The organism is Corynebacterium coyleae, assembly GCF_030408635.1.
In the GTDB taxonomy this organism is placed as follows: domain Bacteria; phylum Actinomycetota; class Actinomycetes; order Mycobacteriales; family Mycobacteriaceae; genus Corynebacterium; species Corynebacterium coyleae.
Genome location: NZ_CP047198.1, coordinates 1,346,500 through 1,371,065, shown reverse-complemented (window position 1 = coordinate 1,371,065; position 24,566 = coordinate 1,346,500). Strand labels below are relative to the sequence as shown.

Sequence of the window (24,566 nt, the reverse complement as noted above, 5' to 3'; positions counted from 1 at the left end):
TAGAAAAGGTACGCGGGAGCTTCATTCTGCGTTGAGGCTATGTCTTAGAGGTCCTCAATACCGTACTCGGACTTGCCGCCGTATACGACGATGAAGGCATACTTGCCATTACGCTCAGCCACCGCGGTGCCTGCGTAGTGCCAGTGGTAGCCTCCGGGATTGAAGTACTCTTTATTGCCGGCGCGCAGCTTGTCTTCCATTTCGCTGTGGGGTTTGTCGCTCGTCTCCCAGATTGCGGCGTGGAATTCGAATGGTGCAGGCGTCCGGTAGTTTTCGATTAATCCGTTGATATTTGTGTTGCCGTTTACAGCCTCATTCGCTATTCGCTGTGCCATTGCGTCCAGCTGCGGGCTGCGCTTCATTGTACTCGGACGGGAATACAAGACCCCCCCTGTTGGCACTGGGTGCGCCCGGTTGTAGGTATCGACGCCCGCATTGATCGCGTTGAAGAGAGAATTTGCGGTGGTCCTCGGTCCTGCGACAGGCTTCCGGGGAGGGAGGAACTGTGCGACCAGCGGATCGAGGACCGGCTTGAGCTGCGGGAAGGTACGAATCAGCTGCTCGTAGGGGCCCCACAGATTCATGAGCGCGTTGCGGGTAGTGGCGTCAATCTGCTTCTGGATCTGTTGGAAATTCGGCGCTGCCGGCTGAGCTTCAGCAGGTGTGACAACCAGCGTGGTAGACATGGCCACGCTCAGCGCGAGCGCGGAAAGGGGGGGGGGGTCTTCTTCATGGAAACCTCTCGGGAAGGAGAACAAGACATGCCGACGGCACGTAAAGATAATTATAAATTAGCGCACAGCCCGCGTCAAGTGATTTGACAGACTTTGTTCTGCAGTTTGACCAGGCTTGTAAGGTATCTAGCCGTGATTGTCACCAATGATCTCGAGGTCCGCGTCGGCGCGCGCACGCTTCTCGACGCACCAGGCCAGCACCTTCGCGTCCAACCCGGCGATCGCATCGGGCTGGTTGGCCGCAACGGTGCGGGCAAGACGACGACGATGCGCGTCCTGGCGGGGGAGACCGAGCCTTACGGTGGCTCGGTGACTCGGTCTGGCGAGATCGGCTACCTTCCGCAGGACTCCAAGGAAGGCGATATCGAACAAACCGCTCGGAACCGTGTGCTCTCCGCGCGCGGGCTGGATCAGATCCAGCGCTCCATGGCGAAGCAGCAGAAGCTGATGGAGGAGACGGACGGGGAGGAGCGCGACAAGGCGATTGCGAAGTTCTCCCGCCTGGAGGAGCGCTACCAGGCGCTCGGCGGCTACGAGGCCAACGCTGAGGCGGCGCAGATCTGTGACAATCTCGGCCTGCCGGCGCGGGTCCTCGATCAGAAGCTCAAGACGCTTTCGGGCGGTCAGCGTCGCCGCGTCGAACTGGCCCAAATTCTCTTTGCTTCTCGCCAGGGTTCGGGTAAGTCGAAGACAACGCTTCTTCTCGACGAGCCCACTAACCACCTCGACGCCGACTCCATCACCTGGCTGCGTAACTTCCTGTCCAAGCACGAGGGCGGGTTGATCATGATCTCGCACGACGTTGAGCTCCTCGACGCAGTCTGCAATAAGGTCTGGTTCCTCGACGCCGTCCGCGCCGAAGCCGACGTGTACAACATGGGCTTCTCCAAGTACAAGGACGCGCGCGCCCTGGACGAGGCCCGGCGTCGCCGCGAGCGCGCCAACGCCGAAAAGAAGGCCTCGGCTCTGCAGAAGCAGGCTGCGAAGCTGGGAGCGAAGGCGACCAAGGCTGCCGCCGCGAAGCAGATGCTGGCGCGTGCCGAGCGCATGATGGGCGAGCTTGACGACGTTCGCGTCGCCGACAAGGTCGCTTCCATCTCCTTCCCGGAGCCGGCACCGTGTGGCAAGACTCCGCTCTTTGGCAAGGGGCTGACGAAGATGTATGGCTCCCTCGAAGTGTTCGCGGGTGTCGACCTTGCGGTAGATAAAGGATCCCGGGTGGTTGTCCTCGGCACGAATGGTGCGGGTAAGACCACGTTGCTCAAGCTGCTCGCCGGGGTGGAGCGCACCGACGGGGAGGGTGGCGTCGTATCCGGCCATGGGCTCAAGATCGGGTACTTCGCGCAGGAGCACGACACGATCGATGGCTCGAAGTCGGTTTGGGAAAATACGATCGAGGCTTGTCCGGATGCCGGCCAGCAGGACCTGCGTGGTCTGCTTGGTGCCTTTATGTTCTCCGGCGACAAGCTCGATCAGCCAGCAGGTACGCTCTCCGGCGGTGAAAAGACCCGTTTGGCGCTGGCGACGCTTGTATCGTCGCGCGCGAACGTGCTGCTTCTCGACGAGCCCACCAACAACCTCGACCCACAATCCCGCGAACAGGTCCTCGACGCGCTAAAAACCTATACGGGTGCGGTCGTGCTGGTCACCCACGACCCGGGTGCGGTGCGGGCGCTGGAGCCTGAGCGCGTCATCATCATGCCAGAGGGCGATGAGGACATGTGGAGTGACGAGTACATGGAGATCGTCGAGCTGGCATAGCAACGCGCCATCATGGCAGACGTGGCCAGGCTAGCGCCCACCTACGTTCGTTCGAGGCAGGCGTGTTCCGGGAGGCGGCCTAAAACGGCGGGTGAGGGGATTGGCGGTTTGCCCAGGGTGGTGGCTCGGTAGGCTCGCGCGGTGGTGGTTTCGCTGTAGCTGTCTTCGGTCGGTGGTTTCGTCTACGGATCCGATTGACGGCTGAGTTTTCCGCAGCATCGGCATGATTGAACCTGATTCCGGTGGACCCGGGTTGCTTCACGCCGGCGCGACCAGTTGCGAGGTCTCGCTCGATGTGACTCGTGTTGTCTCTGTGATCTTTGAAGTCGTTGTTACACCGGTGATGGGTTCTACAGAGTGCGGCGAGGTTATCGATGTTGGTGTCACCGCCTTGCAGCCACGACGTGATGTGGTGGATCTCGGTTTGGGTCAGTGGGGCGGTGCACCCCGTCCAGGCACACACGCCTTGCACCGCGAGCAGCGTGATCTTCTGTGCCAACGATGCAAGGCGGCTCGTGCGGTAGAGGTTCAAGGGCAAAGAAGTCGCCCCATCAACGCTGAGGATGAAGTCAGCGGTGCCGTCCATCCCGAGACGGACGAGATCGAATGCTGTGAGGTCGATGCCGGTATTGGTTTGAAACTTCGTGGTCGGGGAGGCATCGGCGAGCTCGTCGAGCGTTACGGAGACGACAACGGACGCACAGCCGCCACCTGTTGGCTTTTGGCACGTGTCGTAGTGCTTCAGCATCTTGGCGAATTGGTCGTAGGACCGTTGGGCCGGAGTTCGGTAGTCGTCGACATCCTTCGGCATGTTTGAGTTCGGCGCTAGCCCCTTGTCGGCGAGTGCCTTGAACAATGCGGTGTCGCTAGCAGTGGCGTCGATAGTTATCTTGTGGGTGCCGTCGGCACGCTGCGGTCCGATGTGTAGCCCACGTTTCTCCATCCCTGCGTTCGGGTTCGCGGGGTCGAGGTGTTCGCGGTTGGCTTCCTCCACCCAACGTCGTACGGTTGCGCGCAGGTCCTTGACGGTACGGCGCGGAGCCTCTGCGAGCGCCTTAGCCTGGAGACGAGCGCGGGCACCTTTGGCGGCCTCAACGAGGCGATCCAGCTCGAGACGAATCACGCGTTGTTTTTCGGCATTGACGCGCTCGGCGTTTCGGCGTGCCGTTTCCTGTTCGCGGCGCGCCTGCTCGCGTGCCGCTTGCTGTGCAGCTGCTTTCGCTGCCGCCTGTGCGGCATCGTCCGACGTGGAATCTGCGTTGGAGTCGAAGAGGTCAGCATCAGCAGCGTCGTCTGCGGTCTCCTCGACGGCCGGCTCCCCGTAGTAGTCGCGGCCACGGGCGAGACGGTCGTAGGCCTCCTTGGGCTCAAGGCCAAGCTTCTTCTGTAAGTACTGGGTCGGATGTTTCGCGCCGACGGTGCGGCCAGCTTCATCGCGCTCGCAGAGGAATGCGAAGAAAGCGTCGAGGCTTGCCTTGACGTTGAAGGCTGCTTCGAAGCGTTCCATCTCTTTGTGGATGTCGTCGAAGTGCAGCGTTGCTGGGTCGTGAAAGAGGTCCTTGATTGCGAAAAGGGCATGGGAGATGGTGTCGACGTGGCGCGAAAGCTCCGTTGACATGGTTTCTCTCCCTTAACGCAATCGGAATTAGTGTTAGAACGGACCTTTAACAGTTGTAGGGCTGGAGTCAGCCCAGGATGTGTCGGTAAGAAAGTCAACTGTGATGGATTCTCGGCGTGGTTGTGTCAGCCGTTCATGTACGCGCTTCATCGAGTCTTCGTTGACGTCGACTACCATGATCAACCTGCCGGAACTATCGCTCAGGCGCAATGAATTTTCCGGCGAATCAATGGTGAGGAATGGATAGTCGCTCGGGAAGTGTGGCTTCACTACCGTCTCGTATTCGTCGCCAAGCAATGCGTCCTGGAAGGGGCGAATCTGGACGTGTGGTGGCTTCCAGTGGAATAGGTATTGCGCCAAAATCTCCGCAGTAACGGATCCTTCATCCCGGAGTGAAAGCAGATTGGTCAGGATCCTGTCTCCGCCGGCGGGGAGCAGGATATCCATGCCTGAACAGTACTCGCCGTTGCGCTTTGAGATAACCCGTATGACTTTGCGTTCAAGAAGTGGCGGTAGCTGCAAGTACATGTCCGTGTTGCTAGCGCGAGCCAATTCGTAAAGTGGCTTAACGTTTTCATGATCAAACGTGCAGCGGTCCGGCTTATAGTTGTCGATCCTGAGCGTCACTTCGCGTCGGGCGTAGTCGAGGATGAGGTAGTCTTCGCACAGCTCGTCGAGGTACGGGGTGTCCACATATTGCGTGGATAGTGGCGCTGGAAATTGGGCGAGAAGATTTGCGATGTCTCCGAGTCCCCGAGTGGGATTTCGTGTGTCGATCCTATATGCGTAAATAGATTCGAGTATGGATGTGAATCCGTCCCCGTGAAGATAGAAAGTTGCGCCAATGGGCTCGCAATCGATGCGTTCGGTTATGACATGTAGTAGCGGTTCTGGGAACATTTTTGCGCTCCTTAGGTCGTAAAAATTGCGTTACCAGTGACCGTAATGAGCTAAACATTGCTCGCACAAGTGTTTGATCACTATATTGTGCATTGGACCCTAGATAAAAGAAATATCCGAAATTTTGCGAGAGGGGCAACACGCTTATCGACGATCAACCCGACCGGCTAAACTTCAAACCATGGCTAAAAACAATGAGTTCATCGACACCATCAAGGACGCATGGAACAGCTTGTCTTCGGATCAGAAGACAATTGCTGGCGTCCTGGCCACGATCGATACGGCAGGCAAGGCCTTTGCGCTTCGCGACCTCGCTCGGACCAATTCCAAGAGGATTCGTGGCCCGAAGTGGCTGTGGACTCCGATTATCGGCGCAGTTAACACGTTTGGCTGGGTTGGCTACTTCATTATCGGGAAGAAGCGCTAGGCACCTTGGTTCCGTTACCGCGGTAGTAACGTATCTTCCTAACGCGTACGGGAACTGGTCGCTGCCACGGGTAGCGATCGGGATAGGCCAGCACGTCCTCATGTAGGCAGATGAGTGTGTCTGTTCCGGCAGGACCGCCGAATGTGAGTACGCCATCGGCGACCTCGACCGCAGAAGTATATGAAGGGGAGTCCGTCACACTGTGCACGGAGGTCGTTGGTATTTCCGTAAAAAGCGTTCGTCCGCGACGAAGCACGACGGTCTTGTCGTCGAAATAGCTGGGACGAATTCGCTCCGCGGCGATTAGACCCCACACGAACACGAGGGCCCACAGCGACAGTAGTAGCGCAACGACTCGAATGATCCCTTCAGGCAATACGAGGTGAACAACCCCGGCCTCAATTGCGAGCACCGCCGTGACTATTCCAAGCATTTGTAATCGACCCGGTTGGTGAGGAATCGCAACTGCCCCTTCAGGGATGAGTGTCTCTCGGCGGATCCAGCGAATGAGATCTCGGTATAGCCCGAGTTCATACTTGGCTAGTCGGAAGCCGGGGTGTTTTCGAAGTAAGCGGAGGAAGCTACGCAGGAAAATCACCTGCCAGCATTCGAAGCGCTAATCCTTGTGCGCCCTTCGTAGGAACATCGGACAGTGCAAGTGGTACGTCTCCGGGGTTAAGGGTTGGGAAGATACCTCGCATCAGGCCGGCTTGCGCCAGCGCTTGTAGCCGGCGCACCAGCATGGCAACGGCAGGGTCTGTTGGCTTCATCTCGCCGAGTTCTTGCCAGAGAGTCTCCGCCTTTTGGGTAGCAGCGAGACAAGTCGGATCGTGAAGATTCTTCCGAAGCTGCTCCCAAGTGTCCGGCGTAGCAACGCCGGTGAAACCCATGAGATCCCATGAATCTAGTTCAATCTGAAAAAGTGACGGGTCGTTGATTGCAGATTTGAGGGAGTTACGGATGTCCTCCGGTGCTCCATGTGGCGAGGATGCCAGGGCGAGAAGGCGCTGTTTTTGCCGTTGGTGTCAGATGCGGGTTTTTGGTACCGGTGTTCCGGAGACCCGGTACTGCTGTGTTCCGGGTAGTTGGTACCGGGGCCGGGCCGACGGAGTCGGCCCGGCTGTTTGTCTTATTCGTCCGGTTCTATTGGGGCGGTGGCCTTGCGCATGTCGAAGTCTCCGATGCGGATTCGGTGGCCGTTGTTGAGGCGGCTAACGAGTGAATCGGCTCCGACTCTGTCGGGGAGGGCTTCGACCCAATAGGCGGCGGCCGATTGGGAGGAGATCAGTGTTGGGAGTCGACCGTCGCGGTCGAATATGATCTTGCTCAGGTCTTCTTGCCCGCGCTGGTTGATGCTCATGGTCATAAAATCGTCGATGATAAGGACATCGACATTGATCAGTTTCCGCATCTTATCGAGGTAGTTTTGGTCAGTCGGTGAGAAGACCGCCAACATGTCTACGAGTTGGTCTAGCCGGTAGTAGGCCACGGAGTATCCGGCTTGGCATGCGGCGACGCCGATGGCGCAGACTATGTATGTTTTCCCTGTTCCGGTCGGTGCGAGGATGTGAATGTTGGTCGGGTTTTCCCGCCAGTTGGTCGCCGCGATTCGTTTCAGTTGGCGCATGTTGATGCCGCGTTGTTCTGCTCGGGTGACTTCAGCAAGGCTCGCGTCCGGGTATCGGAATTGTGCCTGGGTGATGGCTTTGGCGATGTTGCGTTGTTGCCGTTGTGTGTAGGCCTCTTCGACTGCTGCGAGGAAGATGTCCTCTGGTAGCGCATCCGCGTAGGCCTCGTCGTTGACAATCTCGTAGAAGACATCAGCGAAGGTCGATACGCGAAGCTTTCGCATTTTTGCCCGTACTGTTTCGTCATTGATGTTGCTCATGGTTCACGCTCCTTCTAGTTTTCGTAGTGGTCAGCAGGCCGGATGAAGACGGCGTCAGCTGCGTCGCTGGTAAGCGGGGCGCTTGGGCGTTGTTGGTTCTTCGTCGCGGGCTGTGTCTTTCGCCCTGGTGCAGCAGGGTGCTGCTGAGCGTGCGCAATGTCAGTCTGGATGCGCTTGATCACAGCCATAGTTGGAGCCAGCTTCTTTTCTAAGACCTGCTGGCACGCCGGCTCGAGGGTGGCTTTGCTGTGCTTTTTGCCCAGGTTGGCCAGCACGTTGCGAGCTTGAAGAAGTCCGCGGGGTACGGCGGCACTATTACGATCGAGGATCATCGCTATGACTGTGTGCGTTGCAGAACCGAACGACGAGGCCCAAGCCAAGAGTTCGTCGCGGGTGAGCGCCTTGTGGCCTTCGTCATCGCTGCTTGGCCCATGGTTGGGATCAGTGGAGTACCGGTATTTGAATCCGTGAAGGCGTGTGTGTTCAGCAACTAGTTGATCACCGTTGAAGATGCTCACCAGTTGCGGGGTGAGCCTGACCGTCACTGCCTCTCCTACCAGCTGAAATGGCACAGAATAGTACTGGTAGTCACAGGTGATGTGCCAATTACGGTCGACTTTGAGCCGCTTGTATGACACTTCCGTAAACGGTGTCGGCGGCAGATCGCGCATCACTGGTGCTTCTTCTTGCTCAAAGCGCATGCGCCGTGTTGTGCCATCAGCCCGTGTCATTGCGCTGTTGATATCGGCAAGCCGGTCAGCGATTGCCTCATTGAGTTCATCGAGATTGTAGAAGACCTCGTCGCTGAAATACCCGAGTATTTTGGTGTAGGCGATTTTCACAGCACGTTCTACTGCCGCTTTGTCGCGTGGCCTGCCAGGTCTTGTCGGCACAATCGTGACCCCGTAGTAGTCGGCAAACGCTGCGTAGCGGTCAGTGACCATCCGGTAGCCTGAATGCTTCCTCGGCCGGTAGGTCGCCGTAGAGGCATTATCCGGCACGATGACCGCCGGTAATTTGCCAAGATAGTTCAACGCTTTGACGTGGCATGCAATCCAAGCCGGCATCTTCTCATTCGCAGCAGCAGTGACGTACATCAGCCCTGAGTACGGGCATACCGCGACAAACAGCGACGCCTTGAATGCGGTATCACCACTGGCCTGATCCACCACCGGCACTTTGTCGCCAGCCCAGTCGACGTAAAGCTCTTGCCCCGGCTCATGGGTGACGACTTCGACAAGATCATGAGCACGGAGAAATTCATTGAGCCCACTGCAAAACTGGGAGTACTGGTACTTTGTCTTGTCCGTCGGACACGGCTGCGACAAGTAGTCCATCCACAGCTTGTGCCTGGTCACGTGCTTTTTGCTTTGGAGCTTGCGTGCAAGGGCTTGAAAATCAGGCTGGTCGTAGGACATCGTCCGCTTACTCCGGCCGTCGCTGAATCGATCATCGAACCATCCCGGTGGGAGTTGGCGGAAACGCTCTGGCGTTAGTGCCTCATCAGCGATGACTTTCTTTGCGCGGGATACTTCTCGTCGTGAACATCCCAATGCGTGTGTGATCTGCGCGTAGCTTGCACCGTCAAGGCACATCGCGATGATCTGTTTGAAGTTAGCCACAAGGACCGGCTCCTTCCAAGTAGATGTTGACGCGACACCACCGGATTGTGGTGTCGCCAACATCAACTATGAAAGAAAACCCCTTGCAGTACCGGGTACGTGGAACACCGGTACCAACTACGCGGACTCGCGGTACCAACTACCCCGAATCGACAGTTGGAGCTGTGTGATGCGTTCGTCGAGAAGGACGAGCGATTTCTCAACAGCATTCGGGCTCTGGACTTCAGATACCGGAACGCCGGCGTCGATAAGTGCTCTGGCGCGAAGGACCGCCGCGAGATCGGATACGGAATAGTTGCGGTAGTTACCACTGGTCCGAGCCGGTTCGGGAACTGCGCCACTCGTATGCAGGTGACGCACGGCCCGCACAGAGCAGCCTGCAACTGCAGCGACTTCTGAAATCTTCACACGACCATTCTCAACCCTGACACTGTGTCAGGGTCAAGATGCCCGTGAAACTAATTAGTTCCTAAACCCGTGTACCGGTGCGGGGATGAAGCCGCCACGGTGAATGAATTCGTCGTTGCCTACCTTGTTTACGGGGATGACCGGTGCGTAGCCGAGTAGACCACCGAAGTTGACCTCGTCGCCAGGCTTGGTGCCCGGGACTGGGATGAGGCGTGCTGCGGTGGTCTTATGGTTCATGACACCGATTGCTGCTTCGTCGGCGATCATGCCGGCGATGAGCTCGGCGGAGGTGTCGCCTGGGATCGCGATCATGTCGAAGCCGACGGAGCAGATGGAGGTCATTGCCTCGAGTTTGTCCATGGAGATCGCACCGGAGTTTACGGCGTCGATCATGCCTTTGTCCTCGGAGACCGGGATGAACGAGCCTGACAGGCCACCGACGCGGGAGCATGCCATCATGCCGCCCTTCTTCACGGCGTCGTTAAGCAAGGCTAGCGCTGCGGTTGTGCCGTGGGTGCCGACCTGGTCGAGCCCCATGCGTTCGAGGACGTGTGCGACGGAGTCGCCCATTTCGGCGGTCGGTGCAAGCGAGAGGTCGACGATGCCAAACGGGACGCCGAGGCGCTCAGCAGCAAGAGTGCCGACGAGCTGGCCCGCACGGGTGATCTTGAACGCGGCCTTCTTGATCTCCTCGGCGACTTCGTTGAGCGTCGCGCCCTTGAGCGGAGCGATCGCATTGTCAACGACACCTGGGCCCGACACGCCGACAGAGATGACGGTGTCTGGCTCTTCGATGCCGTGGAATGCGCCGGCCATGAACGGGTTGTCGCCGACCGCGTTGGCGAAGACGACGAGCTTCGCACAGGCGATGGAGGAGCGGTCCTTGGTCAGTTCCGCCGCTTCCTTCACAATCTCGCCCATCTTGGCCACGGCGTTCATGTTGATGCCGGCGCGCGAGGATGCGATGTTGACGGAGCTGCAGACGTTGTTGGTCTCCGCCAGAGCTTCCGGGATGGAGTAGATCAGGTTCTTGTCGGCACGCGTGCCGCCCTTTTCTACGAGCGCCGAGTAGCCACCGACAAAGTTCACACCAAGTTCGGCCGCTGCGCGATCAAGTGCACGAGCGATCTCAACAGGGTTGCCCTCGACACCTGCAGCGACGAGTGCGACCGGGGAGACTGAGATGCGCTTGTTCACAATGGGGATGCCAAGCTCGCGTTCGATGCCCTCGCAGACGGGGACAAGGTTGCGTGCGCGCTCGGTGACGCGGTCGTACACGGCCTGTGCGGTCGCTTCCATCGTGGCGCGGGTGCAGCCGATGAGCGAGATACCCATGGTTACGGTGCGGATGTCCAGACGATAGTCCTCGATCATCCGGATGACGTCGAGGAATCGTGCGTCAGAAAACTCGAGTTTCACGGTCGTCCCTTAGATGTCGTTGATGGCGCTGAACAGTGCTTCAGATTGGATCCGGACTACCATGCCGAGCGGCTTGCCGCAGGCGTCGAAGGCGTCCTGGAGGACACCCATGTCAACGTTTCCTTCGGGGAGCTCGACGCGCATGATCATGGTGAAGAAGTCATCCATGATGGTTTGCGATACATCTACGATGTTAAGGCCCTGGTCGGCTGCGGTTTTCGATACCGCTGCAATCACGCCCGGGCGATCCTTACCTGTGGTTGTAATAATTGCATGCATGCGAAAAGTATAGGCGGGAAATGTGCGTTAAGGTCGCATTTATGAAAACTCAGCATGTACTTGTTCTCGGTGCGGGTGGAAACGTCTCGCGCTTCACTGTGCCCAAACTAGTGGGCAATGGCCATAACGTTAGTGCTCTTGTCCGGAATCCTGACCACGCCAAGCAGCTTGTCGACGATGGCGCCACCGTCATCGTTCGCGATCTCACCACTCTCGACCAGGAGGGATGGGCACGCCTCCTTACACCATTCGATGTGGTTGTCTGGTCCGCGGGCGCAGGCGGGGGATCTGCGGAGCGGACCTGGGCGGTGGATCGCGACGCTGCGATGACGATGATCGACGCGCTCGAAGAGCTAGACGAGTTCGCCCCATTTCTCGTCATGGTGTCCTATGCAGGTGCCACCGAGGCCTCCACTGAGGATGATGGCGGTTCGTGGTACGCCTACGTTGAGTCAAAAAAGGCCGTTGATCGGCGCCTGCTTGATTCGAGCCTGCCACACCAGATCGTCGGCCCAACGCTGCTGACCGATGACCCAGCAGAGGGCATCGCGCTTCTCGACGAACCACGTGGCACCGAATCCGAAACCCCTCGAGAGCTCGTAGCAGATGTGATCGTCGAATCGGTTGGCCGTGGCGAGCCGTTTGCACGTAACCCGCTGGACTTTGAGGGTGGCAGCGGGTCAGTCGCAGGCCTCTAATTGTCGAGGGAAAAGTAGTCCTCGCGGCACAGCCGGGCGAAGTTGCGTAGAAGCATGTTCGCCCGGCTGACGTCATGGTTGGGCAGATCTGCGACGATGCGGGCGTACTCCTCGGCAGGGAAGTAGCCGTAGTCGTGGAAGAAATCCATGCGTGTACGCATGGCGTCGGCGTCCATTTCGGCGTGAAACTGTGTGGCCCACACGTGGTCGTCGTAACGCACCATCTGCACTGGGCAGGAGGGACCTGTAGCGAGCACGGTCAACGAATTGGGCAACTCTACGGGGTTCTCTGTATGTCCCGTCAGCGCGGTAAACGTGCCGGAGCCACTGACTACGGGGTCAAGCTCCCCTTCGGCTGTCACGTCAACGATGGTAGGTCCAGAAGGCTCAGGCGAGGTGCACCCAACGGTGCCGCCGAGGTGGTCGACGAGCCAGGAGATGCCGAAGCAGACGAAAAAGACGGGCTTGCCAGACGTAACCACGGTGGATAACACGTCGTCGATATGCAGGTGCCAGGCACCACGTTCTTCATTGGTGACGTTCAGCGAGCATCCGCCGACGATAATCCCGCTGACCGTGTCGAGCGGGCCTAATTCAGCGTCAGGCGAATTGATGATGCGAAGCTCCATATCCAATTCGCTCAGGCCAGTTGCGCGCAGCGTGTCGTGATACTCGGCGTGCGCGACATCTGGGCCGATCTCGCCGTTGCGAAGTGAAAGGAAAAGGAGCTTAGCCATGCCGGCTACTCTATACCGCTCGGTCTATTCCTGATTCATTGGGTGCCGAACGGCTTGCTCCACGATGTCAAGCATCGATTCGAGGCGTTCCACAGGCTCACCGGCAGCGAGTTTGGTGATAAACCCTTCGAGAACAGTCTCCAAGTAGGTCTGCACTACCTCCACGGGGACGTCGTCGCGCATATGCTTGTTCGATTCCAAGCGCGTGCGCACCGCCTGGTCGAGCACCTCTTGATGTTCCCGCCAGCGTGCTTCGAACTTCGGGTCAGTTCGCAGTCTCCGCAGGATTTCCGCACGGGTGGTGAACCAATCGTTTGCTTCAGTGTCGTGGAGCATCCCACGCATGACCTCAACCAAACCCTGCTCACTGACCACTTGTGCCTGGCGCTCCGCGTCCGCTTTCGCAATAGCAAGGAACAGTGATTCCTTGTCTCCGAAGTGATGGAAGATCGCGCCTCGGGTTTTACCGGTGGCTTCCTCGAGCCTTGCAACAGTGGCGCCCTCGTAGCCGTAATGGGCGAAGCATTTGCGTGCGGTATCGATAATCTCGCTACGGCGGCGTGCGAGCTCGGCCTCGCTCACGATAGGCATGTCAGTGCTCCTTGGCGTAGTTCTAGGTCAAAAGTGGTCGAAGACTAGCGGAGTGCGGAAACAAAGGATTAGGGGGTAAAAATGCGGAAGGGGCCCCGCGTAGTGCGGTGGCCCCTTCGCGGCGATGGCGTCAGGAGAGCTGACTAGCTCTTGACCATCTGGCGAAGCACGTACTGCAGAATGCCGCCGTGGCGGTAGTACTCAGCCTCACCTGGGGTGTCCACGCGGACAACAGCGTCGAACTCGACAGCGTCAGCGCCGTCCTTCTCAGCCTTGACGTGAACCGTTGCCGGGATGTCACCCTTGTTGAAGTCGGTGATACCGGACAGGGTGAAGGTCTCGGTGCCGTCGAGGCCGAGGGACTCGTGGGACTGGCCCTCCGGGAACTGCAGCGGCAGAACACCCATACCGATCAGGTTGGAACGGTGGATGCGCTCAAAGGACTCGGCGATAACTGCCTTCACACCAAGCAGGTTGGTGCCCTTAGCAGCCCAGTCACGGGAAGAACCGGTGCCGTATTCCTTACCAGCAAGGACGACGAGCGGAATGTTCTTCTCGGCGTAGTTCATCGCAGCATCGTAGATGTATGCCTGCGGTGCACCCTCCTGGGTGAAGTCGCGGGTGAATCCACCCTGCTCATCAACCAGCTGGTTGCGCAGACGGATGTTTGCGAAGGTACCGCGAACCATGACCTCGTGGTTGCCACGACGGGAGCCGAAGGAGTTGTAGTCCTGGCGCTCAACACCGTGGGAATCGAGGTAGTTCGCAGCCGGGGTGCCCGGCTTAATGGAGGAAGCAGGGGAGATGTGGTCCGTGGTGACCGAGTCGCCCAGCTTCGCCAGAACGCGAGCACCCTCGATGTCCTTGACATCCTCCGGCTCCTCCGGCATGCCGTCAAAGTACGGTGCCTTGCGGATGTAGGTGGAGTCTTCGTTCCACTCGAAGGTCTTGCCGGTCGGGATGTCGAGACCCTGCCACTGTGCGTCGCCCTTGAAGACGTCGGCGTAGTCAGCCTCGTACATCTCACGGGAGATGGTGCCAGCGATGGTCTCTTCGATCTCCTCGGTGGACGGCCAGACGTCCTTGAGGAAGACGTCGTTGCCGTCTGCGTCCTGGCCGAGCGGCTGGGTTTCGAAGTCGAAGTCCATGGTGCCGGCGATTGCGTATGCAATGACCAAGAGCGGGGACGCGAGGTAGTTCATCTTCACGTCCGGGGAGATACGACCCTCGAAGTTGCGGTTGCCGGAAAGCACTGCGGTTGCGGTGAGGTCAAACTCGTTGACAGCCTCGGAGACCTCAGCCGGCAGCGGGCCAGAGTTGCCGATGCAGGATGCGCAGCCGAAGCCGGACAGGTAGAAGCCAACAGCCTCGAGGTCCTTCCAGAGGTCTGCGCGCTCGTAGTAGCCGTCGACAACCTGGGAGCCCGGAGCCATGATGGTCTTGACCCATGGCTTAGCCTTCAGGCCCTTCTCAGCAGCCTTGCGTGCGAGCAGGGCAGCGCCAACCATGACGGACGGGTTGGAGGTGTTGGTGCAGGAGGTGACTGCAGCAATTGCGACGAAGCCGTGGTCGAGGGTGTACTCGCCACCCTGCGGGGACTCGACGATGACCGGCTTGGAAGCGCGGCCCTCAGCACCCACAGCAGCGGACTCGCCGTTTGCCGGCCAAGACTCGTTGTAGGAGACGCTGTCGACCTTTGCTGCACGAACCGGCTCGGACGTGCCCTCGCCAGCGGTGTTGTAGTCCGGCAGCTGCTTGCGGAAGGTCTCCTTGGACTCCGCGAGCAGGATCCGGTCCTGCGGGCGCTTCGGGCCAGCGATAGACGGCTTGACGGTGGAGAGGTCGAGCTCGAGGTACTCGGAGTACTCAGCTTCCGCAGCGTCCTGCTCAAGCCACATGCCCTGTGCCTTGGCGTATGCCTCGACGCGGTCGATGTCCTCCTGGTTACGACCGGTCAGGTGCAGGTAGTTGATGGTCTCCTCGTCGATCGGGAAGATCGCGCAGGTGGAGCCGAACTCTGGGGACATGTTGCCGATGGTGGCGCGGTTTGCCAGCGGGATCTGCTTGACACCGTTGCCGTAGAACTCGACGAACTTCTGGACCACGCCGTGCTCACGCAGCATCTCGGTGATGGTCAGCACCACGTCGGTTGCGGTCACGCCGGTCGGAATCTCGCCGGTGAGCTTGAAGCCGACAACGCGCGGGATGAGCATGGAGACCGGCTGGCCAAGCATCGCTGCCTCAGCCTCGATACCGCCGACGCCCCAGCCAAGGATGCCCAGGCCGTTTTCCATGGTGGTGTGGGAGTCGGTACCAATGCAGGTGTCCGGGTATGCAACGCCGTCGTTGTCAAAGACAACGCGGGAGAGGTACTCGATGTTGACCTGGTGGACGATGCCGGTTCCCGGCGGGACAACGCGGAAGTTAGAGAAGTTCTCTGCACCCCAGCGCAGGAACTGGTAGCGCTCCTCGTTGCGCTGGTACTCAATCTCTACGTTCTTCTCGATGGCATCGGTGGAACCAAAGGCCTCGATGATCACAGAGTGGTCAATAACCATCTCTGCCGGGTTCAGGGGGTTGACCTGATCCGGGTTGCCGCCGAGCGACGATACGGCCTCACGCATGGTGGCAAGGTCGACGACACACGGCACGCCCGTGAAGTCCTGCATCAGCACACGTGCTGGGGTGAACTGGATCTCAACGCTCGGCTCTGCCGACGGGTCCCAGTTTGCAATGGCCTTGATGTGGTCTTCGGTGACGTTCTTGCCGTCCTCGGTGCGCAGGAGGTTCTCGCCCAACACCTTAAGGGAGTAGGGGAGTTTCTCCATGCCTTCAACAGCATCGAGAGCGAAGTAGTCGTAAGACTTACCGCCAACCTCGAGCGTCTTCTTGGCACCGAAGGAATTCTTGCTTTCTGCCACGGTGAGCTCCATTCCTCGTCGTAATCAAAAACAGGGATGATGACCCTATGGTCAAGTCCCATACTAAGCGACCCGCCATAGATCCGTACTGATGATAACAGTACGTTCGTTATGTTTTCATATTTTGCTTATCGACTACAGCAAAATCACTCAGATTAGAATCGGCCCAGCAGTTTGGCATGAAGGAGTAATCGTGGAGCCGGAGACAACATTGGACGAGCTAATCGGCCAGCTTGAAACCTCTGGCGTGGCTTTTGGTACGGAGAATCCGGTAAACGATGACCTGCGAAATGGCATTGAAGGCGTGCTGAGCTCGCCGCATTCGGATTCGATTGACCCTGCCGCAGTAGTCGTTTTAGAGCGCACTCCAGAAAAGATTGCCCAGCTCCGAGATCTTGCCCAGGACATTGCAAACGCTACGGATTATTCAACGGTGCTGATCCGAACGCCCCACACCGCAGTGGGGGTAAGCGAAGAGTTGAGTCGTGCGCAGATAGAGACAGGGGAGCTCGCGATGATGTCGCATGCGGATTATGTCGAAGGACTGAAAGCGTTTACAGGGGAGGCGAGTTCCTTCTCTCCAATGTGGCCGGTAGTTGTTGGGGTGGTGCTGGTCGCGTTTGCCCTCCTCGCGATCGCTGCGCGGCGCCCAAAGCCGTCGCGCTAGACAAGTTGCAAGACTTGACGGAATTAATGTCAGGAGCATCTCGGGTTACTGAAGGGTGCCTGCTCCGCGGCCCTTATTTCGCCATTTGCCCACGTCAAAACATATAAGTAACGGTTCGGTAACCTTGGATGTGAGCAAACTCACACATCAAATAAGCGTGTCAATACATGCAGGTGAGGCGCGTGTGAATCATGTGACAAGACTTGACTTGATCAACTTTATGTAACGAAAGGGATACAAGTCGGTTGGCTTGACGTATGGTGCTCCTATCGGCTCGCGGGTCGATAGTTGTCACACGTTTCGCGTGAAGTTTCATTGAGCGCTCTAGTCAAGCGTTCGACTGATGGATCGGGCTTGTGGGGAAGCACGCCGAGATCCTGAAACATTGTTGAAGCGCCACGGAGCCTTGTGATGGCTACTTCTTCGCGCTGCCGCGTTAGTAGTCAACATCGAGGCCGCACGTTCTTACCCCTAGTCAGGGTTTATGTGTGCCTTGGCGCGCCTGCAGGTTTCTTGATCACCTGCGGGCCTGCCACGGTATGCGCGTGTGGCGTGAAGGAGCACCTTCGTGGCAAATCCACTAAGGGGCACCCGGTTTGGACGTGCACGTAATGTGTTCGGTACTGCCGCGTGTGTCGTTACCGTGTCGTTGGCGGTGGGCCTCGTCAGCCCGGCTGCCTCTGGTCAGAGCTCGACGTCTACCGTCAGCGAACTCGTTTCCGCAGTCACCCGCGCTCAAGCGGACGTGGACGCCCGAAACTTGAACCTCGGCGAACTGCAAGAGGCGGTTAACCAGTCGCTCGTCGATTTGCACGACGCTCATGCAAAGGCCCAGCAGGCCCGCCTCGGCGAAGAGGAAGCTAAGCGTCGCCTGGACGAGGCTCAGGCTCGCGTCGAAAAGCTGCGCGCCGAGCTTGATGAGTTAAGCCGTTCCCAGTATCGCGGGGCGTCGACAAGCGATGTGCTCACGTCGATTAGCGGTAAGGACACGCAGCGCGACGTGCTGGATCGCTCGCTGTTCCTGCGCCAGCGTTCTGAAGAAAAGCGTGCGAAGCTGCAGGAAGCGGAGCAGGCCCGTGCAGAGGCGGCGAACGAAGAGTCGACGCTGCGTCAGACGCGTGAGCTTGCCGACTCGGCTGCTCAAGAAGCCGAGGCTGCGGAGGCGCAAGCGCGTCAGCTTCTCGACGACAACCGCGCAGCGCTCGAGGCAAGCACGGCTGAGCGCGACGCCGCGCAACGCGAGCTCGAAGCAGCACAATCTGATCTCCAGGAGCAGCGTGCGCCTGAGCAGCAGGAAGCATCCGATGAGTCAACGGAGGGCCCTGTGGCCAGCCCGTACGCTTCAACCCTGACCATTTCGCGCGGCGATGCCACCTATGAGGTCCCAGAAGAGGTCGTGGACCGTGTTCGGGAGCGCATCTCTGGTACCTCCCCTGAAGCCGGTGAGCCGAGCCGTGAGGCCATCGTGGATGCCGTGCGTGTTGTCGCCCAGACCTCTTCTTCAGATACGACGTCCGACGACGTGTCCCAGGTTGCTGCGCTTTCTTCGGCAGCAGGCTTGCCACAGCTTGACGACGACGCTATCGCGAAGGCTGGCGCCATCGCCGTCGGCGTGGCCCTGGTTGGCGGCGTTGCTGCGAACCACGGCTCCTTCTCTGATGCGGTGAATAGCGGTGACGCAGGCCAACTTGTGACTGCGTTCGCAGAAGGGCTCACTGGTGCCTTGGGCAATGTCGATAGCACCTCAGGCACTGTGGCTGACGTATTGCCGCAGGTGCAGACTGCGACAGATCTTACTGAGAAGGCTCGTGCTGCCTCTGCGGCCGTATCCGACGCCTCTCAGGTTGAGACGGTTATCGCACGCGCTCAGTCGATGATCGGCACGCCGTATGTCTGGGGCGGTGGCGATGCAAACGGTCCAACCACGGGCTTGGAAGGTGGCGGTCAAGCTGGTTTCGACTGCTCTGGCCTCGTGCTTTACGCATTCGCCGGCGCTGGCATTGCATTGCCCCACTACACGGGCTACCAGTACCAGCGTGGCACGCATGTGCCGGCGAGCGAAGCGCAGCGCGGCGACTTGCTGTTCTGGGGTCCGGGCGGCAACCAGCACGTTGCCATCTACCTCGGCGACGGCACCATGATCGAGGCACCGCAGTCCGGCATGAACGTGCAGATTTCTCCGGTCCGTTGGTCCGGCATGGCGCCTAACGCGGTCCGCCTGCTCTAATTTTTCGGGGCCACAGTCTAGGCTCAAGGCTATGGCTCTCAACGACTACGACGCACTCCTCCTCCTTTCCTTCGGTGGACCCGAAGGAAAGGAGGAGGTTATTCCTTTTCTAGAGAATGTCACCCGTGGCCGCGGGATTCCGCGTGAGCGGCTCGCCAAGGTAGGGGAACACTACTTCCACTTCGGTGGTGTTAGCCCGATCAATGAACAGAACCGAGTGCTGATTGGCAACATCGAAAAACAGTTGGAGGCTCGGGGGATTGAACTTCCGGTGTACTTCGGCAACCGGAACTGGCACCCCTTTGCGGAAGATGCTGCGAAGCAGCTGGAGGCTGACGGGCATAAGCGCGTGCTGGTTTTCGCGACCTCGGCATGGGGTGGGTACTCGGCCTGCCGACAGTACGACGAAGACATCCAGAGGATCCGCGAAGTGACGCCGCAGCTTGAGTACACCAAGCTTTGGCAGTTCTACGCCCACCCGACGTTCGTGCGGCTTATGGCGAACGTGTTGCGTAGCGCCGTCGATGCAGCGCCGGCTGGTGCAAAAGTACTGTTCACTGCTCACAGTGTTCCGAATGCTGCGGATGATGTCTCAGGTGGCCCGGAGGATGCCAACCTGTACTCACGGCAGGTGCATGAGGCGGCCCGGCTGGTCGCTGCAGAGGCCGGCGTCGAAGAGTACGAGGTTGTCTGGCAGTCTCGCTCCGGCAATCCGGCAACGCCGTGGTTGGAGCCGGACATCGTCGATCGCACCGAGGAACTCCATGATCAAGACAGCACCTTTACGCACTTGATCTGTGTGCCACTCGGCTTCATCACCGACCACATGGAGGTGATCTGGGACCTCGACACCGAGCTGCGACAGGCCTGCGAGGCACGCAACATCACGCTAGATCGCGTTGCGACGGTGGGGCTCGAGCCCGATTTCGCTGGCATGCTCGTCGATATCGCGCAAGCTATCGCTGATGGTGACAAGCCTGAAACCTTGTCTAACGTTACAGTTCAGGGTTGTACCGTCAACGGCGCGCCGTGCAAGCCGCATTGCTGCGAACCGTTGAAGCACCCGGGCCGACCGGGTAGCGCAAACTAATTCGCTAGATATTCGCGCCGGTAATCGATCACTGCGTCTGCGACCCCCGCCATGCGGGCAGTGCGGACGTGCCGCCACAGTGCAAACAGGTGAGGGTCGAAGGAGTGGTCGTCGAGGCGCTCCGTTACCGTCTCGATCGTCGCGGCAACACGGTCAGCCCTGGCAAAAAGCTTTGCCGCTCGCGCAGTCACCCCGGCCGGCAGCCCGGGTGTGTCGTAGAAGTCCGCGAGCGTGCCGACGGTAAGCCGTGGATTCGGCAATTCCTTCGAGGTGCCACCAGCCGCCTCAATCAAAACGGCGGCTTCATCGGTTGCGCGCGACAGCAGTTGATCTGCCTCACCTGGAGCTAGCCAATCCGGTTCCGGCAGCCGCTCAGTTTCTTCAAACCAACGCCAGCGCACTTCCGCCCCCGAGTAGTCGGGGACAAGGATGTGGCTGATCCCATCTCCCCGGACAACCAACGCACCAGCCTGGGAGAGGGCGTCCATTGCGGGGGATCCAGCTCGGAGGTGCGGTGCCTGTCCTGGCCCCCACAGAATCAAGCGGATAACTGGATCCGGAGACTCAAGGTCGGCGACGGCGCGGACGTCGCTAAGCAATTGCACCATGGGCGCGTCGCAATAGGTGTGGGTGCCGCCGAGGTCTGTTAACGCGTCGAGGGTGTCGTCCGTGGATTCGACGTTGTACAGCCAGGCGGCAAGCCAGACTGCAGTGTTTTGGAGAGGCGAGTAGACCTGAGCGCGCGTGTGCATCCAGTTGAGTCTAGCTAGGGGGATAGAATACGGAGCCACTATGGGAGATAGCCGGTATAGCGGAGATATTTTTCAAGGCCACGCGCGCAAGAGGAGGCCAACGTATCCAGAGATGCCTGCAGAGCCAGGCATCATCGTGGAGATCGTCGGCAACGACTTTGTCGGCGCAGTGGTTGGATTCGAGCGAACCTACGACGGCGACTTCGTCCGCCTGGAGGACCGCTATGGAACCCAGCGGCTGTTCAAAATGCTGCCGGGGGCATTCATGGTCGAAGGGCAGCGTGTCACCCTCACCCGATATGTTGCACCGCGTAACGACGAACCAAAGCGCTCCAACTCGGGCTCACGCAAGGTTGCTAACGTGCAGGCGAAGGTTGCAATGCCGTCACGCATCTGGGTGGAGGGCATCCACGATGCTGCGATCGTTGAGCAGGTGTGGGGGCACGACCTGCGTGTTGAGGGGGTTGTCGTCGAGTATCTGGAAGGGCTAGACAACCTGCAGATGCGTCTCGACGAGTTCCAGCCTGGACCGGACCGTCGCGTCGGTGTGCTCGCCGATCACCTCATTAGGGGGACTAAGGAGGCTCGGCTCGTCGAAAATGTAGGACCTCATGTGTTGGTGACGGGGCACCCCTACATCGATATCTGGGCTGCGGTGAAACCGAAGAGCGTCGGCATCGCCGCCTGGCCGGAGGTTCCGTACGGCGAAGACTGGAAGACGGGCGTGTGCCGTCGCTTGGGTTGGTCTGATCCAAAGGAAGGCTGGCGCCGCGTTTCATCGTCCGTGCGCACTTTCCGCGACTTGGATTCAACACTTATCGGTGCAGTTGAGAGACTGGTGGACTTCGTCACTAATCCCGAGCTCACGAAGGAAGATCTCACACACATGTAAGATTTGCGCCGTGGGAGCATTGATTTGGTTTATTGTCGCGGCAGGTTTCGCGCTACTCGAGCTTGGCGTGGGCGAATTGACGCTGCTCATGCTCGCTGCGGGTGCGTTGACAACATCGGGGGTCGCCTTATTCGACGTTCCACTTGCAGCTGAAGTCGCGGTGTTTATCGCTTCCTCGTTGCTGTTCTGGTTCTTCCTAAGGCCACGTCTGCGCAAGCGGATGGATAAGCCGCTGGTGCTCGATGAGACGCCACGCGCGCTCGTCGGAAGTCGTGCAGAGGTTGTCGAGGACATCGGCCCCGGGGGTGGGCAAGTGCGTTTCGACGGCAGCCTGTGGTCGGCACGCGCCCTGGATCCGGCAAAAACTATTCCTGCAGGTTCCCACGTGACCGTTTACGATATCGACGGACCCGTAGCCGTCGTTTGGAAGGAGTCCTAAATGGGTGGGTTAGTTACCTTCGCCGTCATACTTATTCTGTTTATCGCGCTGCTTACAGCGTCGATCAAACTGATTCCGCAGGGAGAAGCTGCGGTTATTGAGCGTCTGGGACGCTACACGCGCACTGCGTCCGGTGGGTTGACGTTCCTGGTGCCGTATATCGACCGCATCCGTGCGCGCGTAGACACGCGTGAGCGCGTGGTGTCGTTCCCGCCCCAGGCAGTAATTACCCAGGACAACCTGACCGTGGCGATTGACACGGTGGTGACGTTCCAGATCAACGAGCCTGCGAAGGCCATCTACGGCGTGGACAACTACCTCGTCGGTGTGGAGCAGATTTCGACGGCAACGCTGCGTGACGTCGTTGGTGGCATGACGCTTGAGGAGACGCTGACCTCTCGCGAAACCATTAACCGCCGCCTGCGCGGTGAGCTAGATGCTGCGACCGCAAAGTGGGGCCTGCGCATTAGCCGCGTGGAGCTCAAGGCGATTGATCCGCCACCGTCGATTCAGCAGTCCATGGAGATGCAGATGAAGGCGGACCGCGAAAAGCGCGCGATGATCCTCACCGCTGAAGGTAAGCGCGAGTCCGACATCAAAACCGCTGAGGGTGAAAAGCAGGCTCGCATTCTTTCTGCCGAGGGTGAGAAGCACGCAGCGATTCTCGCCGCTGAGGCTGAGCGTCAAGCAATGATGCTGCGCGCCGAAGGTGAGCGTGCCGCGAAGTACCTCGCTGCGCAGGGTGAGGCGCGTGCGATCCAAAAGGTGAACGCCGCGATTAAGTCCTCTGGAGTGACGCCGGAACTCCTGGCATACCAGTACCTGGACCAGTTGCCGAAGATTGCCAACAACGAGGCGGCCACGATGTGGATGATTCCGTCCCAGTTCGGCGATTCGTTGCAGCAGTTTGCCAAGGCGTTTGCCAACAAGGACGACGACGGAGTGTTCCGCTACGAGGCGGCGCAGGTTGACGAGCGCGATCTTGAGATGGCCGATGAGGGCAATCCGGAGCGTTGGTTCGACACCTCGACCGACCCGGAGCTAGCCAAGGCGCTTGCAGAGGCCCGCGCGGTGGCGAACAAACACGTAGACGATCCAGATCCGACCCAACCTACCGCTGGCACGGCTTCCAGCGACTCGGGGTTGCGAGAGATCAGTGCCCCTGCGAACAAGCCGACCGATTTCGGGTTCAATGACCAGGTGTCGAACCCGCTTAATCAGCCAGATCAGCAGCCCGAGTAATCAGGTTGAGGGCCAGTTGCCAGCCGGCTTGTTCGGCTGGCCATCCCGCTGCCTGGAGCCTCTGGCTGATTGCCTGCTTGGATATGCCGAGCTCGGCTGCTGCTTCATTCTGATTCAGCCCGCGGCGCACGAGCGAGGTCGCTTCTCGTCCCTCGAATGTCCGCTTGTGCAGCACGTGGGCTAGCAGGGCGAATGCGGCAGCGATATCCGCAGCCTCAGTAGTTGCGCCTTGCTTGTCGACGACCACACGCACCTGGCCCGCTTTCACCCCAACCGCCTTTGAGGCAGCTTTCAAGGCATCGCTGTTGCTTGCAGCGACCCCTAGGCCGATGGCCCAGTTGCCGTCGGAGAGCAGCGCCATGATCAGGTTTAACGAAGCCTCAGCGTCATCCACCAGGGTGCGGATATCTTCAACACCGAGCACTTCAAACGGGCTGATGCCTGGGAGAGTGCCAAGCGCCTCCGCGGAACGCTCGACGACGGCAGCACGCCCTTTTTCGCGGCCCCTGTATTTCGCATGCACGGCAATCATGGCTGCCAATACTACGCGGGTCTACCCGTGAGCCTTTACTTACGCGCCGGAAGTCGTGCGTCGAGAATCAACCCGCTAAGGCCAATCACTGCCAATACAGCCATCACTGCGATGACCACAGGGTTTGCCTCACCCGTGAGGGTGTCGCCAAAGATAGTGACCAACACGGTTCCTGGAAGTGAACCCGCAAACGTTGCGATGGCAAACGGCAACACCGGAACGCGCGTGAGCGCTGCTGCGTAGTTGAGGACGGAAAATGGAACGGCTGCAATGAGGCGCAGGCTGAAAATCGCGAGCCAGCCGCGTTCTTCGAGGCGCCGGTTGATCTGCTCAACAGCAGGATGTGTCAGTCGCGCTTCTACCCAATCCCGCAGCAGAGTGCGCACGATCAACAGTGAGATAACTGCGCTGACTGTCGTCGCGGTAATCGCGATCAGGATCCCTTGTACCGAACCGAAAAGAATGCCGGCAGAGACGGTCATCACGGTGCGCGGGATAGGGAATTGGGTAATCAAGATATAGAGCAGCCAGAACGCTACTGGGAACCAGGGGCCGAGTGTGTCAGCCCAGGTGCGAAGTGTGGAGAGTGGTGGGACGTCGAGAAACACCCAGCCCGCTATGAACACGACGATAAGCACTGCGAGTACGAGCTTGTTGCGGGCGGAACCCGATATCTTGGGCATACGCACTCCTCGACCATGTCTGTAAATATAAATGTCCCG

General features: G+C 59.2%; 24 protein-coding genes. 9 read left to right on the top strand and 15 right to left on the bottom strand.

Features of this window, described 5'->3' with window-relative positions; genetic code table 11:
- Positions 1 to 44: 44 nt before the first annotated feature.
- A complete protein-coding gene (locus tag CCOY_RS06675) occupies positions 45 to 686 on the bottom strand; it encodes a hypothetical protein (protein ID WP_092102605.1) in 642 nt (213 codons plus the stop codon).
- A gap of 180 nt (positions 687 to 866) precedes the next feature.
- Between CCOY_RS06675 and CCOY_RS06670 the strand changes: the two genes are divergently transcribed.
- A complete protein-coding gene (locus CCOY_RS06670) occupies positions 867 to 2,495 on the top strand; it encodes an ABC-F family ATP-binding cassette domain-containing protein (protein WP_092102603.1) in 1,629 nt (542 codons plus the stop codon).
- Positions 2,496 to 2,574: 79 nt separating this feature from the next.
- Here the strand turns inward: CCOY_RS06670 and CCOY_RS06665 are convergent, their stop codons facing one another.
- Both CCOY_RS06665 and CCOY_RS06660 read right to left on the bottom strand, forming a co-directional pair.
- Positions 2,575 to 4,113, bottom strand: coding sequence for an HNH endonuclease signature motif containing protein (locus CCOY_RS06665; protein ID WP_092102600.1), 1,539 nt, complete (start codon positions 4,111 to 4,113; stop codon positions 2,575 to 2,577).
- 33 nt (positions 4,114 to 4,146) lie between these two features.
- A complete protein-coding gene (locus CCOY_RS06660; protein ID WP_143028480.1) occupies positions 4,147 to 4,806 on the bottom strand; it encodes a hypothetical protein in 660 nt (219 codons plus the stop codon).
- Between the two features lie 388 nt (positions 4,807 to 5,194).
- On the opposite strand from CCOY_RS06660, the gene CCOY_RS06655 reads away from it, so the two are divergent.
- The gene (locus CCOY_RS06655) at positions 5,195 to 5,440 is read left to right on the top strand and encodes a PLDc N-terminal domain-containing protein (RefSeq protein ID WP_083279521.1); all 246 of its coding nucleotides are present in this window, start codon (positions 5,195 to 5,197) and stop codon (positions 5,438 to 5,440) included.
- A 581-nt stretch (positions 5,441 to 6,021) separates the two neighbouring features.
- Here CCOY_RS06655 and CCOY_RS06650 read toward each other — a convergent pair.
- The 6 genes from CCOY_RS06650 to CCOY_RS06625 form a co-directional block, all read right to left on the bottom strand.
- The gene (locus CCOY_RS06650) at positions 6,022 to 6,330 is read right to left on the bottom strand and encodes a hypothetical protein (protein WP_092102594.1); all 309 of its coding nucleotides are present in this window, start codon (positions 6,328 to 6,330) and stop codon (positions 6,022 to 6,024) included.
- Positions 6,331 to 6,569: 239 nt separating this feature from the next.
- Positions 6,570 to 7,328, bottom strand: coding sequence for an ATP-binding protein (locus CCOY_RS06645; RefSeq protein WP_092100363.1), 759 nt, complete (start codon positions 7,326 to 7,328; stop codon positions 6,570 to 6,572).
- Between the two features lie 14 nt (positions 7,329 to 7,342).
- Positions 7,343 to 8,950 (bottom strand): IS21 family transposase, encoded by a 1,608-nt coding sequence (gene istA, locus CCOY_RS06640; RefSeq protein ID WP_092101128.1) that lies wholly within the window; start codon positions 8,948 to 8,950, stop codon positions 7,343 to 7,345.
- 117 nt (positions 8,951 to 9,067) lie between these two features.
- Positions 9,068 to 9,358: a MerR family transcriptional regulator gene (locus tag CCOY_RS06635; RefSeq protein ID WP_244268729.1), complete on the bottom strand. Its 291-nt coding sequence runs from the start codon at positions 9,356 to 9,358 to the stop codon at positions 9,068 to 9,070.
- Positions 9,359 to 9,412: 54 nt separating this feature from the next.
- Positions 9,413 to 10,777: a PFL family protein gene (locus tag CCOY_RS06630; protein ID WP_083316637.1), complete on the bottom strand. Its 1,365-nt coding sequence runs from the start codon at positions 10,775 to 10,777 to the stop codon at positions 9,413 to 9,415.
- Between the two features lie 9 nt (positions 10,778 to 10,786).
- Positions 10,787 to 11,056: an ACT domain-containing protein gene (locus CCOY_RS06625; RefSeq protein ID WP_070423148.1), complete on the bottom strand. Its 270-nt coding sequence runs from the start codon at positions 11,054 to 11,056 to the stop codon at positions 10,787 to 10,789.
- Between the two features lie 41 nt (positions 11,057 to 11,097).
- On the opposite strand from CCOY_RS06625, the gene CCOY_RS06620 reads away from it, so the two are divergent.
- Positions 11,098 to 11,754, top strand: coding sequence for an NAD(P)H-binding protein (locus tag CCOY_RS06620; protein ID WP_092103098.1), 657 nt, complete (start codon positions 11,098 to 11,100; stop codon positions 11,752 to 11,754).
- Here CCOY_RS06620 and CCOY_RS06615 read toward each other — a convergent pair.
- The 3 genes from CCOY_RS06615 to acnA all read right to left on the bottom strand — a co-directional run bounded on the left by CCOY_RS06615 (position 11,751) and on the right by acnA (position 16,003).
- The gene (locus CCOY_RS06615; protein WP_092102591.1) at positions 11,751 to 12,491 is read right to left on the bottom strand and encodes a glutamine amidotransferase-related protein; all 741 of its coding nucleotides are present in this window, start codon (positions 12,489 to 12,491) and stop codon (positions 11,751 to 11,753) included. The genes CCOY_RS06620 and CCOY_RS06615 overlap by 4 nt on opposite strands.
- Before the next feature lie 24 nt (positions 12,492 to 12,515).
- Complete coding sequence (locus CCOY_RS06610; RefSeq protein ID WP_070570340.1) at positions 12,516 to 13,082, bottom strand: TetR/AcrR family transcriptional regulator; 567 nt, start codon at positions 13,080 to 13,082, stop codon at positions 12,516 to 12,518.
- A 143-nt stretch (positions 13,083 to 13,225) separates the two neighbouring features.
- The gene (acnA, locus tag CCOY_RS06605) at positions 13,226 to 16,003 is read right to left on the bottom strand and encodes an aconitate hydratase AcnA (protein ID WP_208856595.1); all 2,778 of its coding nucleotides are present in this window, start codon (positions 16,001 to 16,003) and stop codon (positions 13,226 to 13,228) included.
- Positions 16,004 to 16,196: 193 nt separating this feature from the next.
- On the opposite strand from acnA, the gene CCOY_RS06600 reads away from it, so the two are divergent.
- The 3 genes from CCOY_RS06600 (at position 16,197) to CCOY_RS06590 (ending at position 19,987) form a co-directional block, all read left to right on the top strand.
- Positions 16,197 to 16,670, top strand: a complete 474-nt coding sequence (locus CCOY_RS06600; RefSeq protein ID WP_092102588.1) for an Rv1476 family membrane protein — start codon at positions 16,197 to 16,199, stop codon at positions 16,668 to 16,670.
- 568 nt (positions 16,671 to 17,238) lie between these two features.
- Positions 17,239 to 18,897, top strand: coding sequence for a DIP1281 family NlpC/P60 protein (locus tag CCOY_RS06595; protein WP_244268728.1), 1,659 nt, complete (start codon positions 17,239 to 17,241; stop codon positions 18,895 to 18,897).
- 31 nt (positions 18,898 to 18,928) lie between these two features.
- Positions 18,929 to 19,987 carry a ferrochelatase gene (locus tag CCOY_RS06590; RefSeq protein WP_092102582.1) on the top strand — a complete coding sequence of 353 codons (1,059 nt, stop codon included), beginning with the start codon at positions 18,929 to 18,931 and terminating at the stop codon, positions 19,985 to 19,987.
- On the opposite strand, the gene CCOY_RS06585 is transcribed toward CCOY_RS06590, so the two are convergent.
- Positions 19,984 to 20,739: an Rv1486c family protein gene (locus CCOY_RS06585; protein WP_092102579.1), complete on the bottom strand. Its 756-nt coding sequence runs from the start codon at positions 20,737 to 20,739 to the stop codon at positions 19,984 to 19,986. The two genes, CCOY_RS06590 and CCOY_RS06585, sit on opposite strands and share 4 nt — an antisense overlap.
- 40 nt (positions 20,740 to 20,779) lie before the next feature.
- Here CCOY_RS06585 and CCOY_RS06580 point away from each other — a divergent pair, with 40 nt between their 5' ends.
- The 3 genes from CCOY_RS06580 to CCOY_RS06570 are packed head-to-tail and all read left to right on the top strand — an operon-like array spanning position 20,780 to position 23,312.
- Entirely contained in the window at positions 20,780 to 21,631 is an 852-nt protein-coding gene (locus CCOY_RS06580) for a DUF3097 domain-containing protein (RefSeq protein ID WP_070423154.1), read from the top strand.
- A gap of 10 nt (positions 21,632 to 21,641) precedes the next feature.
- The gene (locus tag CCOY_RS06575; RefSeq protein ID WP_070423155.1) at positions 21,642 to 22,070 is read left to right on the top strand and encodes an NfeD family protein; all 429 of its coding nucleotides are present in this window, start codon (positions 21,642 to 21,644) and stop codon (positions 22,068 to 22,070) included.
- Complete coding sequence (locus tag CCOY_RS06570) at positions 22,071 to 23,312, top strand: SPFH domain-containing protein (protein ID WP_083279524.1); 1,242 nt, start codon at positions 22,071 to 22,073, stop codon at positions 23,310 to 23,312.
- Here CCOY_RS06570 and CCOY_RS06565 read toward each other — a convergent pair.
- Both CCOY_RS06565 and CCOY_RS06560 read right to left on the bottom strand, forming a co-directional pair.
- On the bottom strand, positions 23,284 to 23,844 hold the full coding sequence (locus tag CCOY_RS06565) for a MarR family transcriptional regulator (protein WP_070423156.1): 561 nt from the start codon (positions 23,842 to 23,844) through the stop codon (positions 23,284 to 23,286). The two genes, CCOY_RS06570 and CCOY_RS06565, sit on opposite strands and share 29 nt — an antisense overlap.
- A gap of 35 nt (positions 23,845 to 23,879) precedes the next feature.
- Positions 23,880 to 24,527 (bottom strand): TVP38/TMEM64 family protein, encoded by a 648-nt coding sequence (locus CCOY_RS06560; protein WP_070484803.1) that lies wholly within the window; start codon positions 24,525 to 24,527, stop codon positions 23,880 to 23,882.
- Positions 24,528 to 24,566: the final 39 nt, after the last annotated feature.